Annotated in this window: 7 protein-coding genes; 5 read left to right on the forward strand and 2 right to left on the reverse strand. The window is 53.9% G+C overall.

Going from position 1 to position 13727, the window contains the following annotated elements:
• The first annotated feature begins 183 nt into the window (after positions 1–183).
• Complete coding sequence (locus QLQ17_RS08000) at positions 184–783, forward strand: hypothetical protein (protein ID WP_283209066.1); 600 nt, start codon at positions 184–186, stop codon at positions 781–783.
• A 425-nt stretch (positions 784–1208) separates the two neighbouring features.
• Here QLQ17_RS08000 and QLQ17_RS08005 read toward each other — a convergent pair whose 3' ends face one another.
• The gene (locus QLQ17_RS08005) at positions 1209–2255 is read right to left on the reverse strand and encodes a LysR family transcriptional regulator (RefSeq protein ID WP_283210133.1); all 1047 of its coding nucleotides are present in this window, start codon (positions 2253–2255) and stop codon (positions 1209–1211) included.
• Between QLQ17_RS08005 and QLQ17_RS08010 the strand changes: the two genes are divergently transcribed.
• The gene (locus QLQ17_RS08010) at positions 2227–2640 is read left to right on the forward strand and encodes a DUF2000 domain-containing protein (protein WP_283209067.1); all 414 of its coding nucleotides are present in this window, start codon (positions 2227–2229) and stop codon (positions 2638–2640) included. The genes QLQ17_RS08005 and QLQ17_RS08010 overlap by 29 nt on opposite strands.
• A 15-nt stretch (positions 2641–2655) precedes the next feature.
• Positions 2656–3255 carry a LysE family translocator gene (locus QLQ17_RS08015; RefSeq protein WP_283209068.1) on the forward strand — a complete coding sequence of 200 codons (600 nt, stop codon included), beginning with the start codon at positions 2656–2658 and terminating at the stop codon, positions 3253–3255.
• A gap of 179 nt (positions 3256–3434) precedes the next feature.
• Here the strand turns inward: QLQ17_RS08015 and QLQ17_RS08020 are convergent, their stop codons facing one another.
• Positions 3435–3851, reverse strand: coding sequence for an MAPEG family protein (locus QLQ17_RS08020; protein ID WP_283209069.1), 417 nt, complete (start codon positions 3849–3851; stop codon positions 3435–3437).
• Between the two features lie 369 nt (positions 3852–4220).
• Here QLQ17_RS08020 and QLQ17_RS08025 point away from each other — a divergent pair, with 369 nt between their 5' ends.
• Both QLQ17_RS08025 and QLQ17_RS08030 read left to right on the forward strand, forming a co-directional pair.
• The gene (locus QLQ17_RS08025; protein ID WP_283209070.1) at positions 4221–5186 is read left to right on the forward strand and encodes a universal stress protein; all 966 of its coding nucleotides are present in this window, start codon (positions 4221–4223) and stop codon (positions 5184–5186) included.
• 5 nt (positions 5187–5191) lie between these two features.
• Positions 5192–13696, forward strand: a complete 8505-nt coding sequence (locus QLQ17_RS08030) for a glycoside hydrolase family 94 protein (protein ID WP_283209071.1) — start codon at positions 5192–5194, stop codon at positions 13694–13696.
• Positions 13697–13727 lie beyond the last annotated feature (31 nt).

Consider the following 13727-nt stretch of genomic DNA (forward strand, 5'->3'; position numbering starts at 1 on the left):
TTCAGGCAGGCTCTGAGCTAAACGTAACCATAAGGGGCAAAGTCTGCTTGGTTGGTGATGGAACGCTGCGACTTCCTAACCAATAGTTCCAGTGCGTTCCGGGCCTGAAGGCCCTCCACCGGACAGCCTTGTCGCCGCTTCGCTATGCCAAGGCTGCCGCTGAACAACGGCGTTAGGCAATAAATGAAAATCATTCTTTATATCGTGGTTTGTATATTTCTTTTGAGTCTTGTGCCTTCAATTGTAGGCACATATAGGCTTATTGAAGATGCGCATGGATTAGTTACGGTGGCTGGTTTAAATAGTGATGAAATAACAGTTAATCCTTATTCCAATAACAGCCTATTTTTCACTCCTCAAATGGCCGTATGGGTTTTGGAAAGCTTTGATTATCCATATGAAAATTGTAGCGATTCAAATCAAAGAATAGATATTTGTAGTGCACCTTTAATACAATGGGCTGGTAGAGGTATAGACCTTAATGGTAATGAATCTGATGAACGTCTCTATCATTTAATAAATGTATTTATATCCAGAGGGTTGCCGATTAATTCAATTCACGAAGGCAGTACATCAGTTCATGAAGCAATATTGTTCAATAATGCTCGATTGTTAAGTATGTTGTTAGCAAATGGCGGAGATGCTTCTATCAAGATGGTAAAACCTGGATCGAAATATCATGGTTTAAATGCTTACCAATTTCTTGAAGTGCTCAAACTAAAGAACAAAAGAGACACAACGGAAGTTGAAAAAGTACTATTAAGGTATAAAGAAAATGCCTAACCAGTGCAGCTTGCCGGACTTGGGTAAACTGTCACCTTTTTCGCGCTGTGCAGCAAAAAAGCCGCCAGTTCACCCAAGCCGCAACTGCAGGCGTTAACTCTAAATCTGAATGTTCGCTTTGCGACCAGACCAAGCTCCTCAACTCTCTGAAATAAAAGCAAGCGTCCGCAGCGATCAAAATTCCGGCTGAGCGCCGTCCGTGCCACCCAAGCTGGCGCGCCCTATACAATCTTTCTTCAAGAATTTGGGTGCGCTGTTCTGCTGGGAGGGTTCGATGGAGAGCTCATAGAACAGCTAGGGGTAGATTCGTGGCAGGCATTGCACCTGCATTGCGTTTGGTCGTCCAGTTACTCGACGACTTTACCCATTCAGGAGTAACGCCCTTGCCAATATCGGCTAATGAATTTAGTCAGTGGTAAGGTCGGCTAGAGCATCAATTGTGTTTCATTCGTCAGAAATTCAATCAATCGATGGCTCAGGCTTGTTCGAGTGGCGTTGCCCGGCCAAACCGCATAAACGCCGAGGCTTTCGATCTCCCAGTCAGGCAGGACCTCAATAAGCCGACCTTGCTGAAGATCATTCTCGATCATGAAGGTCGGCGGCGTCGAGAGTCCCACCCCTGCCAATGTCAGTCTGCGCACGGCATCGAGGCTGTCCACTGTAATCCGGGGCTGGAAATCCACTTTCACTTCCTCCCCGGTCGAGTGGATGAGTACCTTGTGATATGGACGCATTTGAACTCCGATCCAGTCCCAGTCCCTCAGTTGTTCTGGGTGTTTTGGCATTGGTTTTGAGTCGAAAACGGCCTGCGTGGCGACCAGCGTTCTGGGCATGTCGAATAGACGCCTGCATTTGAGCGCGCTGTCCTTAAGGCCGCCGATCCGTATCGCCAGGTCAATACCGTCCCGTATCAGTTCCTGGGCCGTGTCGCTGAAGATAATCGACAACCGGACCTTGCTGAAACGCAGGGCAAACAAGGCGATGGAATCCATTAACGTCGAGTTCGCAAACATCGCCGGAAGCGTCAAGATCAGGTTTCCAGAGGGCTCATCGGAGGCTTCGGTAATCTCACGGAGCCCCCTTTCTGCCGCTTCAAGCATTGATTGCGCGGCATTGAACAGCTTCTTTCCATCATCAGTGAGCGAGAGCCTGCGGGTAGAACGGTACAGCAGAGTTTTTCCCAGTTGTTGCTCCAACCTGGAAATATGATGGCTGATTACCGATGGACTCAGGCCGAGTTTGGCGGCAGCGGCCCGAAAAGAGCCGAGCTCTACCGTTTTCGCGAAAATGGCCAACGCCCGAAGATCATCGATCATTATTCGATTCCGTGAAACAGTGTCTATCAATAATACCATCTTATCGTTGTATGGCGATGCCTCTATTCTGAACAGGATCCGAAGTTCACCAACTGTTTCACTGACCCAACGTAAGAGAAGGCATCCGATGGAAAACCAGAAGTGCGTCATCATCATCAATCAGGATCTGCCTACTGGCATCATCGCCAATACCGCAGCCGTACTTTCCCTGAGTCTCGGGAAACTTCATCCCCAGCTCATTGGTGACGATTTGATCGACAGCAAGAACGAACGCCGGCATGGCATTACAACCCTGGCTGTTCCGGTGTTGAAGAGTAACGGGCCCCAGCTAAGCGAAGTGCGTGAAGCTCTCAGAGCACTTGAGAGTGAGATAACGGTTATTGATCTGACCACCGATACCCAGAGCACAAGAAGCTACCAGGAATACGCTGCGAAGCTCAGGGATACCCCGGTTGACCAGTTGCAGTACCAGGGCGTCGCGCTTTTGGGCAGCAAACAGCTGGTCAAATCAATTACCGGCAACATGGCCTTATTGCGCTGAAGGGGGGGGGCGGCTATGACCGTGTTTATCTCGATGTTCATTTTTGCCCTGATCGGTGCAATCTCTCCCGGTCCGGTCAATATCATTGCCAATGTGGCCGGCGCCAACTATGGCTTAAGGCGGGCGCTTCCCCACGTCCTGGGGGCGACTGTCGCCTACACCCTGATGGTGTTTCTGGTTGGCATTGGACTGAATGAAGTGCTCACGGCACATCCGGGGATTACCAGATTCTTGCAGTATATCGGGGGGGCTTTCCTGCTCTACATGGCCTACAAAATTGCGACGGCGAGACCGCTCGATGATACGTTGGGTGTCGCCATTAATCCGCCTACCTTTATTGAAGGGTCCCTGTCACAGCTTCTGAATCCGAAGGCGTGGTTGGTGTCAATGTCTGGGGTCAGCCTGTTTGTCGCTCCTCATGTGCCAGCCACACTGTATCTTTTGGTCTTCTGCCTCATCTCATTCTGGGTCTGCCTCGTGAGCGTTGGTAGCTGGGCCGCCCTTGGCCATCTCATTCGAAGAGTTTTGGCCAGCAAGCGACATCAGATTGTGTTTAATGTTACGACGGGACTGCTGCTCTGCGGCACTGTTGTGAGCATCTTCACGCTGGGTTGACCCGCCGTTCATGGATCAGTTGTCAACGGTGAAACAGGGAGTGCGGCGGAATGGTTCTGCCCAAGCAAGCGTTACACCCAAACTTGAATGTTCGCTTTGCGAACTTAGCGTTGAATACGCTTCGATGTCGGCCAAAACGGCTAAGTTATGCTTTCAACAACACTGCTCCCAGCCACGGATCATGTGGCCAATTGCCATACCGCCATCCCAAGCATGGCAAGCACCACTACACATCCCACCATGAAAAGCCGCATTCGCATCGGCACGTAGTTAGAGCCCACGTGCACCCAGGCGTGGGCGTACCGGCTTGCCGCGAAAACCCAGGCCAGAACAATGGCGGCCGTTCCTGCTGCGTTGATGCTGTAAAGCACAAAACAAAGAACGTAAAACAGAATCGGAAGCTCGAACTGGTTGGCAATGTTGTTGGAAACCTTCACGACATCTTCTGGCCATACACGGTTATCAAGAGCCGCCTGCTGACGATTAACCTTGCCTGCTTTTACGGCTGCTGCTTTTCTTGCGCCGAGCAGGATGAACATTGCCAAGGTAAGAAACACCTGGGCCAGAACAGGCCAGAAGATGTGAGTGGAATTCATCCGTGGTTCCTCATTTCGATGACCGAAAGCGTCATTGTGTTTTGCTTCTTTTGATTCATTAAAGCAGTTACCGGTATAAAAACTCCAAACGTGATTTTGTCACGATGATTTTCACCAAGTATCTCTGTGGTTCCGCAAGCGCCAGTCTCGCCCGCCAATTGGCCAAGGCCTCACTCTGTGCAATTGGTGTAAACATTGACTGCTGTCAAACCACATTTCCGACCTGCCTGCTACAATTCATTAAAGCGGTTTCACTTAAACTTCGAAGAAAAAAACAAGGAGAGGCAGGAAACAGGACGTGCTGTCTTTAAGGCCTAGGCCTGATGTCTCCTGCGCCTGTGCGCTCTCTGCTTAAAAGCGGAGGACATGATGTTTCAGCGTATTGTTGTGCCATTGGATGGTTCGTGCCTGGCTGAATGGGCACTTCCTCATGCCATAAACCTTGCCAAAGCACTGGATATACCATTGGTGCTGGTCAGAGTCATACAAAAGAACGGCGATGAGACCAGTCAGTATCCAGCAGATCCGGTTGAACTGGATGCCATTCAGGCGGAATCCAGCGCCTACCTCGATTCAATCGCATCACGCCTCAGCATATTCGATCTGAATCCTGAAACCGTGACGCTCGAGGGTGATGCCGGTGATCAGATAATTGACTTCGTAAGGTCGGACGGACGAACGCTTCTGGTCATGACCAGCCACGGGATCGGTGGCATCAGTCATTTCACCCTAGGAAGTGTCGCCCATAAATCCATTCTTCAGGCACATGTATCTTTCCTGCTGGTGCGTGCCTTCAGCGATCAATGCGGGATGCTGGAGGAGTTTCACTACAACAGGGTCGTGGTTCCGCTTGATGGTGGACGACGGTCCGAATGCGTTTTGCCGGTGATTGAAATGCTGGCCAGGCATAACGAATGCACCTTGAAGCTTGTCTCAATCGTTCCTTCCCTGGCCCATCAATACGAGGTCGCGCCCGATGATCCGAGGATGACGATGATTGCCTCATTGGAGGAAGAGCAACGAAAACGGCTGGAGGTCAATGTGGGCCGTATCAGTGACCGCCTCAAGAACGAGGGTTTAAGGGTTGAGACGCAAGTCGAAACTCGTGATTCCCCGATATCCGCTATCTGGCAATTGACTCGAAAAGGTCAGGCTGACCTGGTTGTTATGGCTGCTCACGGCCAGACCTGCGTCAATCATTGGCCTCTCGGAGCCTTACCGCTGAATGCCATGGTATATGGCGAGACGCCACTTCTGGTGCTTCAGGACCTTGAACCAGATGAGATCGAGCTTACGTTTGCCGAAAAGGTGTCACGTGAAATGCGGGGACACTGAACATAATGGAAGCTCCTAAAGCCGATACAACTGACTCTGGTAGGTCCGAAAAACGGTTGCGTAGTGCCGAATTGGTAGCGATTGGCCCTGGCTCAAAATCGGGTTATCTGACTATTCGCGACACGCTCACTCAGTTTTCCAATTCGTTGGATGATATTCACGAAGATCTGAAGAAGCTACGTGCTAACCCCTCTGCGGCAGGGCCGTGGATGGACTGGTACAGCGACAACGAGTACCTCGTCCGTCGGGTTTTGAAAATGTTGCGGCGGGATCTCACCGCCGATTTTGTTCAGCAACTTCCGATTCTTACGGCTGGAGATGCAGCAAGCCAGATCAGAGTACAGGAAGTGGCAGGCATTGCGATGGATCGCTGCGAACAAAGGTTCGACGACTGGATACTCGAAGCGCTGGTTCTTGAAAACAAGGAGTCGGCGCCTTTCAACACGGCCGAGCTCTGGGCGCTGCCGCTGTTCGTGCGGTATCAGGTTCTGGTTCAGATATTTAACGCAATTAACTCACGTATTGAAGGCCTTGCTTCTGCAGAGTCCCTGGAAGGGATGGTGGATATTGAGCGCCGTGATGTCGTTGCGGATGGTGTCTGGAGCCTGCATCAGTTGGAGCGAACGGATTGGAAAGGTTTTTTCGAACGGACGTCGCAAGTTGAAGCGTTTCTGCGAGAGGATCCAGCTGGAGTCTATCCGAGGATGGACTTTGAAACCCGCGACAGATACCGGCGGCAGATTGAGTCTTTAGCAAGACTTAGTCGGCACAATGAGCTGGATATTGCCCAGCTCGCTATCGAACTTTCCGAACAGGGCAGGAGTTCCCAGGCAGAGAATGTCTCGTCAAATACCCCTGCACATGTAGGTTATTATCTGATCGGTGATGGCAAGGAATTGCTTGAGCAACGAGCCGGCTATCAACCCGGCCCCGTGAGGCTCGCCGCACGCTGGTTCGCAAGGCGCGTGACGGGTATCTATTTCAGTGGCCTCGCCGCGTTCGCTTTGCTTCTTATCCTGATTCCGACGGTCTACGCCACGCTTCTTGGTCCCTGGTGGCAAGGGGTTTTGGTGGTTTTTTTGGCTCTGGTGCCGGGAATCGCCATCGCTTCCGTGCTGGTTAACTGGTTAGTAACGTTGGCTCTACCTCCACGGGTTTTGCCGAAACTCGATTTCACCCGCGGGATCGACCCGGACCATAAGGCCGTGGTCTGCATGGCCTTACTGATTTCCAAAGAAGAGGATGTTGATCAGGCTATCCGGCAGATTGAGCGGCACTACCTGGCCAATGTGGACCCAGCTCTGCGGTTTTGCCTGTTGACCGGCCTCTTCGATGCGGAAGAGGAGAAAACCGATCGGGACGCCTCTCTGACCGATCGCTTGAGGGCGGGCATTGAACGCCTGAATGATCGATATTCGGGGGCTGGTGAGCCGCCTTTTTTCTGGATGCATCGTGGAAGGACATGGAATCCGCAGGATGCTTGCTGGATGGAGTGGGAGCGTAAGCGTGGCAAGCTGAGAGAATTTAACGACTTCCTACTTACCGGGAATGAGGGCACCTTCATCGATGGCGCAGGGGATAGAGAAAGGCTTCGAGACGCCCGTTATGTGATTACGCTGGATGCCGATACCTTTTTACCCGTCGGGGCTGCCAAGCGCCTTGTGGGCACAATTGCACACCCGCTGAATCAGCCGGTATGGGATATCCAAACGGGCGAAATCAAAGCCGGATACAGCATTCTTCAGCCAAGAGTCGAGATAAATCCACTCACATCGACGCTGAACATTTTTACGCGGATCTTTTCAGGTGACCGGGGGCTGGATCTATACAGCCTGGCTGTGTCTGACGTTTATCAGGATCTGTTCGGCGAAGGCATTTTTACTGGCAAAGGGCTTTATCACGTCGCTGCCTTTGAGGCCAGCCTTGCTAACGCGATCCCGGAAGGGGCGATCCTCAGTCACGACCTGTTCGAAGGTATTCATGGGCGCACTGCGCTGCTGAGTGACGTTATCATGTATGAGGACTACCCACCTGAGTATCTGTCTTTCGTTCGTCGCCTTCACCGCTGGGTTCGCGGTGACTGGCAAATTTTGCCCTGGCTGTGGCCGAGCGTCCCGACCGAAGACGGTGGTCAACGCCCAAACAGGCTGGATCTTCTGCACCGTTGGCAGATTGCCCATAACCTGATTCGAAGTCTCCAGAGCCCCTGGCTGATCCTGCTTTTACTGATGGGCTGGTTGAGCCTCCCGGGATCACCCTTGCACTGGACCGCGTTGGCACTTCTTACCTTGTTGGTGCCAACCTTGACGGGGGTTGTCGGTTTGGCCCACGCGTCCGTAAAGCGGCGGCGCTCCGCCGAACACATCCGTAATCTGAGAGGCGATCTGAAGCGCTGGCTATTGGCAGTGGCTTTTTTGCCAGTAGAGTCAAGCGTCACGGTCGATGCCATTGTTCGTTCATTGTACCGTAACTATTTTAGCCACAAGCATCTGCTTGAATGGACGCCGGCCGCCATGGAAGCCGGGCGTAGTTCGGGCCTGAGCGTGCGGCGTTATTGGCGCGTCATGTGGGTCGGCCCCGCATTGGCATTCATTGTAGGCGCCGCCCTGGCGTTGACTAAGCCGGCAACGCTTCTGTTCGCGGCTCCGGTACTGGTGCTCTGGCTGGTGTCGCCTCAGCTGGCCTACCTGGCCCGGCGTGAACGCCGCCCCGCGGTAGAGAAGATAAGACCCGAAGACCGAACCCACCTGCGAAGGATTGCTCGCCGTACATGGTATTTCTTTGAGCGATTTGTTGGTCCGGAAGATCATTGGCTACCACCGGACCATTTTCAGGAGGACCCGAAAGGTGTCGTGGCTCATCGCACATCGCCGACTAATATAGGTTTGCTGCTGACCGGAAACCTGACCGCCTACGACATGGGCTACATCGATGCTCAGGAGTTGGTCATCCGCTCGCGCAACACACTGCGATCAATGGATAAGCTGCCGCGTTTCAGGGGACACATTTTAAATTGGTGCGATACCCACCATCTAAGTGTGCTGCCGCCGGCCTATGTATCGACCGTAGACAGCGGAAACCTGCTGGGTTGTCTGGTTGCTTTAAAACAGGGAATGATCTCCCTGGGAGCCGAAAAAGTATGGGGATTCAGCCATTTTGAGGGGCTACTCGACACCGTTGGTGTTCTGGAAGATACCCTGGGGGACTCTCCGCCCACGGGACCACGTCAGGGCCTGGCACAGGAACTCGTTCAGTTGCGCAAAATTGTTATGGATGCGCGCAATAATTCCGCTCAGTGGCCCTCGCTCATCGGTTTGATCAATCAGCGTTTGCTGGATGGCCTGGATCCAGCCCTTAAACAGGTACTTCGTGAGCCCCAGTCGACACCAGCCGATACCCTGGCAGACATGCGGCTCTGGCTTGAGCGGGCCCATCACCATTCGGATCGACTCGGGCAGAGCGCTGATCGTTTCTTGCCCTGGTGGAAGGCGCTGCCTGAGGTACCCGACGTTCAAAGCTCCGATTTGCTGGAGGGAAAGTTTGACCAGTGGTTAACGTTACGAGAGCAACTCTCTGGAGTGCCCACGTTTGAAGAACTGGCAGCCTTTCACCAGCATTTGTCGCCGTTGGTTGAGGGTCTTGTTGGAGGCGAGCAAGGTACCACCGGGCACGAAGCGCTGGATCGGTGGCTGAAGCCACTTGCCGAGCAGCTTGAGAAAGCTTCTTCTGCCGCTAAGGAGCTTCTTGTGTCCGCTCATGATCTTGCAAACAGCTGCGAGCGCTGGTTTACAGAAACGGACATGGCGTTTCTTTTTGACCCCGATAAACAGGTGTTCTGCATCGGCTATAACGTTGATCAGGGAAAGCTCGACGACAATGCCTATGATCTATTGGCGTCAGAGGCCCGGCTGGCCAGTTTCCTTGCGATCGCAAAGGGCGATGTGCCCGCCCGTCACTGGATTCATCTCGGGCGGCCGTTGACGAAAGAGGGCCGCTTTTCGGTGTTGTTGTCCTGGAGTGGCACCATGTTCGAGTATCTGATGCCTCAACTCCTTATGCGTGAGCCTACCAATACCTTGTTAGGTCAGAGCGCGCTGGGGGCCATCGCAAATCAGATTCGTTATGCATCAGACCGGGGCATTCCCTGGGGCATCTCCGAATGCGGGTATTATTTGCTTGATGGCGCTCAGAATTATGCCTATCACGCATTTGGCGCTCCGGAATTGGCACTTCGGGCCGAGAAGGGCGAAGAAGACTGCGTGGTTGCGCCCTATGCAACCTTTCTGGCCATGCTCTGCAGACCTCAGGCAGCGTTTGACAATCTCAAGCACCTGGAGGCTCTGGGCATGCTCGGACGTTACGGTTTTTTCGAAGCGATCGACTTCACCCAGCGCCGGATGGAGGTGGGTCAGGACCACAGCATCGTCAGAAGCTATATGGCACATCACCATGGTATGTCCCTGGTAGGCCTCGGTATTGCCCTGGAACGCAGGCACGCCGTCAGCCGCTTTACATCCGACCCACGGGTGCAGGCATGCGAACTGTTCTTGCAGGAGAAAGTAGCGTCTGAGGTTGAAATAGAATTCCCAACCAGCTTTGTGCAGGAAACATCCGCGCAGGCGGCTGAGGATGCCCCGATTATTGTTCCCTGGTCCGTTAATCTGGATAGTCCTACACCCCGCGCGCATCTGTTGTCGAACGGACGCCTGAGCGTTCTGGCCTCAAGCTGGGGTAGCGGTCAGACGACCTGGAACGACTCCGCAATTACGCGCTGGCACCAGGACAGCACGACTGAGCGTTGGGGAAACTGGATTTATCTGCAGGATGAGAGCAACAACGATTTGTGGTCTATCTCGCGTTCTCCGGTAAAAAGCCAGGGTCAAAATGAGCGGGTCAGATTTCACGGCCATTGCGTTGAGTACAGACGGCAGGATGGTGATCTTATACAGACTCTGGAGGTTTCGGTTTCGCCCTGGCATGACGTGGAATTGCGTCGGCTCACGCTGACAAATCACGGCGAAAGGACTCGAACACTCAGACTTACCAGTTATGCGGAAATCGTCCTTGCTGATCCGAAGGCCGACGCGCAGCATCCTGCCTTCAGCAATCTTTTTGTTCACAGTGAATGGCTTAAAGATAGATCTCTTTTACTTTTCGAGCGCCGGAGTCGGGAGGTAGATGGAGAGGCGCCCGTTGTTGGAGAGCTCCTGATGGACATGACCGGGGTGCTAAAGCCTGATGGGGTGGAAACGGATCGAGCCGCGTTTCTGGGGCGCGGCGGTTCGCTCAGTCGGCCGGAGTCGCTGACGAAAAATCGGTCAATGGAGGGAACGCCCGGTTATTCGCTCGACCCGGTGTCGGCACTTCAGAAGACGGTGGTTGTTAAACCGGGCGTGTCGACCCAACTGGCATTTTTGCGAATAGTCGGCGACAGTCGGGAAGACGTGCTGGCAACGGCGGAGCGTTTCACCTTCTGGCCACGAGTGCGGAGAACCTTTGAAGAGGGTCGTATTCAGGTCAGTCGTGATTTGTGGCGCGCACAAATCAGCGGTGAGGATCTCCAGGCCGTGGCGGCACTGACCTCCGCCGTTCTGTTCCCGCATCCGAGACTGCGTGCTGCTGTCTCGACATTATCAGCGAATCAGCTCAGGCAAGAAAACCTCTGGGGTGTTGGCATATCAGGCGACTTTCCCATCGTTCTCCTGACCATAGGCCGGGATAGCACATTAGAGACAGCCAGGTCGCTGCTAAAGGCGCATGAATTCTGGCGCAAGCGCAATTTTAAAGTCGATCTGATCCTGTTGAATGTTGGCGATACCGGCTATCAGGGTACCACACAGGATACGATTCGCAGGTTGCTGGCCAGCCAGAACGCCGAACCCTGGGTGGGCGGGCGCGGCGGTATATTCCCGCTGACAGCCGATGCCCTGGGTCAGGAGGAAGTCATACTGCTGAAAACCGCGGCCAGTGTTGTCCTCGATGCTTCTTCACCGTCGCTTACTTCGGCTTTACGTGCTCTCGATCTTTGGACGTCCACGCTGCCTCGGCTGCCGGTGAGGCCGTTAAACGCCTTTCCACCAGATTGCCGTGTTCCCATGACAAGGCCGGATGATCTTCTCTTTGATAACGGACATGGCGGATTCACCAGGGATGGCCGCGAATATGTGATCGACGTAACGGGTGAAAAGCCAACGCCAGCGCCCTGGAGCAACGTCATCGCCAATGAGCGATTTGGCTGCACGGTGTCGGAGTCTGGCGCCGGCTTTAGCTGGTTTCTGAACAGTGGAGAAAACCGCCTCACGCCCTGGCACAATGACCCTGTCCTGGATGAACCGGGCGAGTGTGTTTATGTCCGTGATGAAGAAACCGGAGCGCTCTGGTCTCCGACGCCAGGCCCCGTTCGCCACGACTCGAATTACATTGTCCGTCACGGCGCGGGATACAGCAGGTTCAAGCATCACCGTCACGGCATAGAAACCCAACTCACCGTGTTTGTTGCGCCGGACGACCCGATCAAACTGGTTCGGATAACAATACGCAATCACTCCAACCGTGTTCGACGGCTTACGTTTACCTACTATGCAGAGTGGGTGATGGGGACCCGCCGGGAAGCATCGCAGGCCTTTATCAAGCCGGCGTTCCTGCCAGAGAAAAGAGCGCTAATTGCCAGTAATCCATTCAATCCCGAGTGTCCGGAACAGATTGCGTTCCTAGGCACTTTGGAAACCGTGCACGGCTACACCACTGACAGAAACGAATTTCTGGGGCGCCGGGGTGGAATCAGCAATCCGGCAGCCCTGAAGCGGGTTGGCCTGGCCAATCGTGTTGAGCCTGGCGTGGACCCCTGTGCCGCTTTGCAGGTCCATGTGGATCTGGCCGTTGATGGTGAGCAAACCATCGTCTATCTGCTGGGTGCCGAGACAAGCTACGATCGGGCGTTAGAGCTGATCGGACAATATGACTCCTTGAATGCTGTCGAGGAATGCTGGCAGTCAGTTCAGGATTATTGGGACCGGATTCTGGGTGGGCTTGTACTCAGTTGCCCCGATGACTCCGTGTCTTTCATGTTTAATCGCTGGTTACTCTATCAGTCACTTTCCTGTCGTATGCATGGGCGTACGGCGTTGTATCAGTCCAGCGGCGCGTTCGGCTTCCGCGATCAGCTCCAGGATTCCACGGCGCTATTGCAGACCGCGCCGGAAGTGTGCAGAGCACAGATATTGAAAGCGGCTGCGCACCAGTTCCCCGAGGGCGACGTACTGCACTGGTGGCATCCCCCCAATGCCAGAGGGGTTCGCACCCGGATCTCGGATGACCTGGTGTGGCTACCTTACGTTTTATGCGACTACCTTGCTGCGACCGGAGACGCTTCGGTGCTGGATGAACAGGTTTCGTATCTGGAAGGCGAACCTTTGCGGCCGGACGAGGCAGAACGCTATGCACCTTTCGGTCTGTCTGAAACGGTCGGCTCGGTTTATGAACATTGTCTGAAGGTATTGGAAAGGGCGAATCGGCGAGGTGCACACGGTGTTCCGTTGATTGGCGGTGGCGACTGGAACGATGGAATGAATCGTGTCGGGGTGGAAGGCAAAGGAGAGAGCGTATGGATGGCGTGGTTCCTTTGCCTGACATTGAATCGGTTCGCGCCGATCTGTGAGCAAAAGGGGGATCATCGTCTCGCGGACTTGATTCGCAGCCGCTCAAGAGAGATAGCGCTGGCGGCGAACCAGCAGGCCTGGGATGGCGAATGGTTTCGGCGAGCTTACTATGATAATGGCCAGCCTCTGGGAAGTGCCGGCCAGAACGCCTGCGAAATCGACTCCATTGCCCAATCCTGGGCTGTTTTGTCAGGGTTAGCCGAAGGGAACCGCGCAAGACAGGCAATGGATTCGGTCTGGCGCAAACTGGTAAAACCGGACCCTGGCATTGTTTTGCTGTTTACACCCGCGTTCAGAGGAAGAGGTGCGAATCAAGCGGATCCCGGATACATTGCGGCCTACCCACCGGGGGTTCGCGAGAACGGCGGGCAGTACACTCATGCCGCCTGTTGGGCTGGGCTGGCTTTTGCAAAGCTTGGCGATGCGGAAAAGGCCGCAGCGGTACTCAATTGCCTGAACCCTGTAAGACACGGAGATACCCGTGAAGCGATTGAGAAATATAAAGTGGAACCCTATGTGATTGCTGCAGATATCTACGGTGAGGAACCACACACCGGACGCGGGGGATGGACCTGGTATACCGGATCCGGTGGTTGGCTGTACCGATTTATTCTTGAGGGTATTCTTGGTTTTGAGCGTGATGGCAACCAGCTGTCAATAACACCCTGCGTACCGCCGGAATGGCCGGGTTTCAAGCTAAGCTATCGCTACGGTGACGCGGTCTATCACATTGACGTCGAGCGAAGAGCGCCGTCTGATGTGCCGGAGGGCGTGATGGCGGCACCCTGCGAGTTTATGCTTGAAGATGATGGCGAAGAGCATGTGATCAGGATCGCGATCATCGAGAATTAGCGGGTGAACGGCCGTCAGGCCCGAAGCTTTC

It is taken from the genome of Marinobacter sp. CHS3-4 (assembly GCF_030053415.1).
Lineage (GTDB): Bacteria > Pseudomonadota > Gammaproteobacteria > Pseudomonadales > Oleiphilaceae > Marinobacter.

Bases quoted from the DNA above. Each gene is read 5' to 3' on its own strand.
- QLQ17_RS08000 (WP_283209066.1), top strand. From the start codon at position 184: ATGAAAATCATTCTTTATATCGTGGTTTGTATATTTCTTTTGAGTCTT.
- QLQ17_RS08010 (WP_283209067.1), top strand. From the start codon at position 2,227: ATGGAAAACCAGAAGTGCGTCATCATCATCAATCAGGATCTGCCTACT.
- QLQ17_RS08005 (WP_283210133.1), bottom strand. From the start codon at position 2,255: ATGATGATGACGCACTTCTGGTTTTCCATCGGATGCCTTCTCTTACGT.
- QLQ17_RS08015 (WP_283209068.1), top strand. From the start codon at position 2,656: ATGACCGTGTTTATCTCGATGTTCATTTTTGCCCTGATCGGTGCAATC.
- QLQ17_RS08020 (WP_283209069.1), bottom strand. From the start codon at position 3,851: ATGAATTCCACTCACATCTTCTGGCCTGTTCTGGCCCAGGTGTTTCTT.
- QLQ17_RS08025 (WP_283209070.1), top strand. From the start codon at position 4,221: ATGTTTCAGCGTATTGTTGTGCCATTGGATGGTTCGTGCCTGGCTGAA.
- QLQ17_RS08030 (WP_283209071.1), top strand. From the start codon at position 5,192: ATGGAAGCTCCTAAAGCCGATACAACTGACTCTGGTAGGTCCGAAAAA.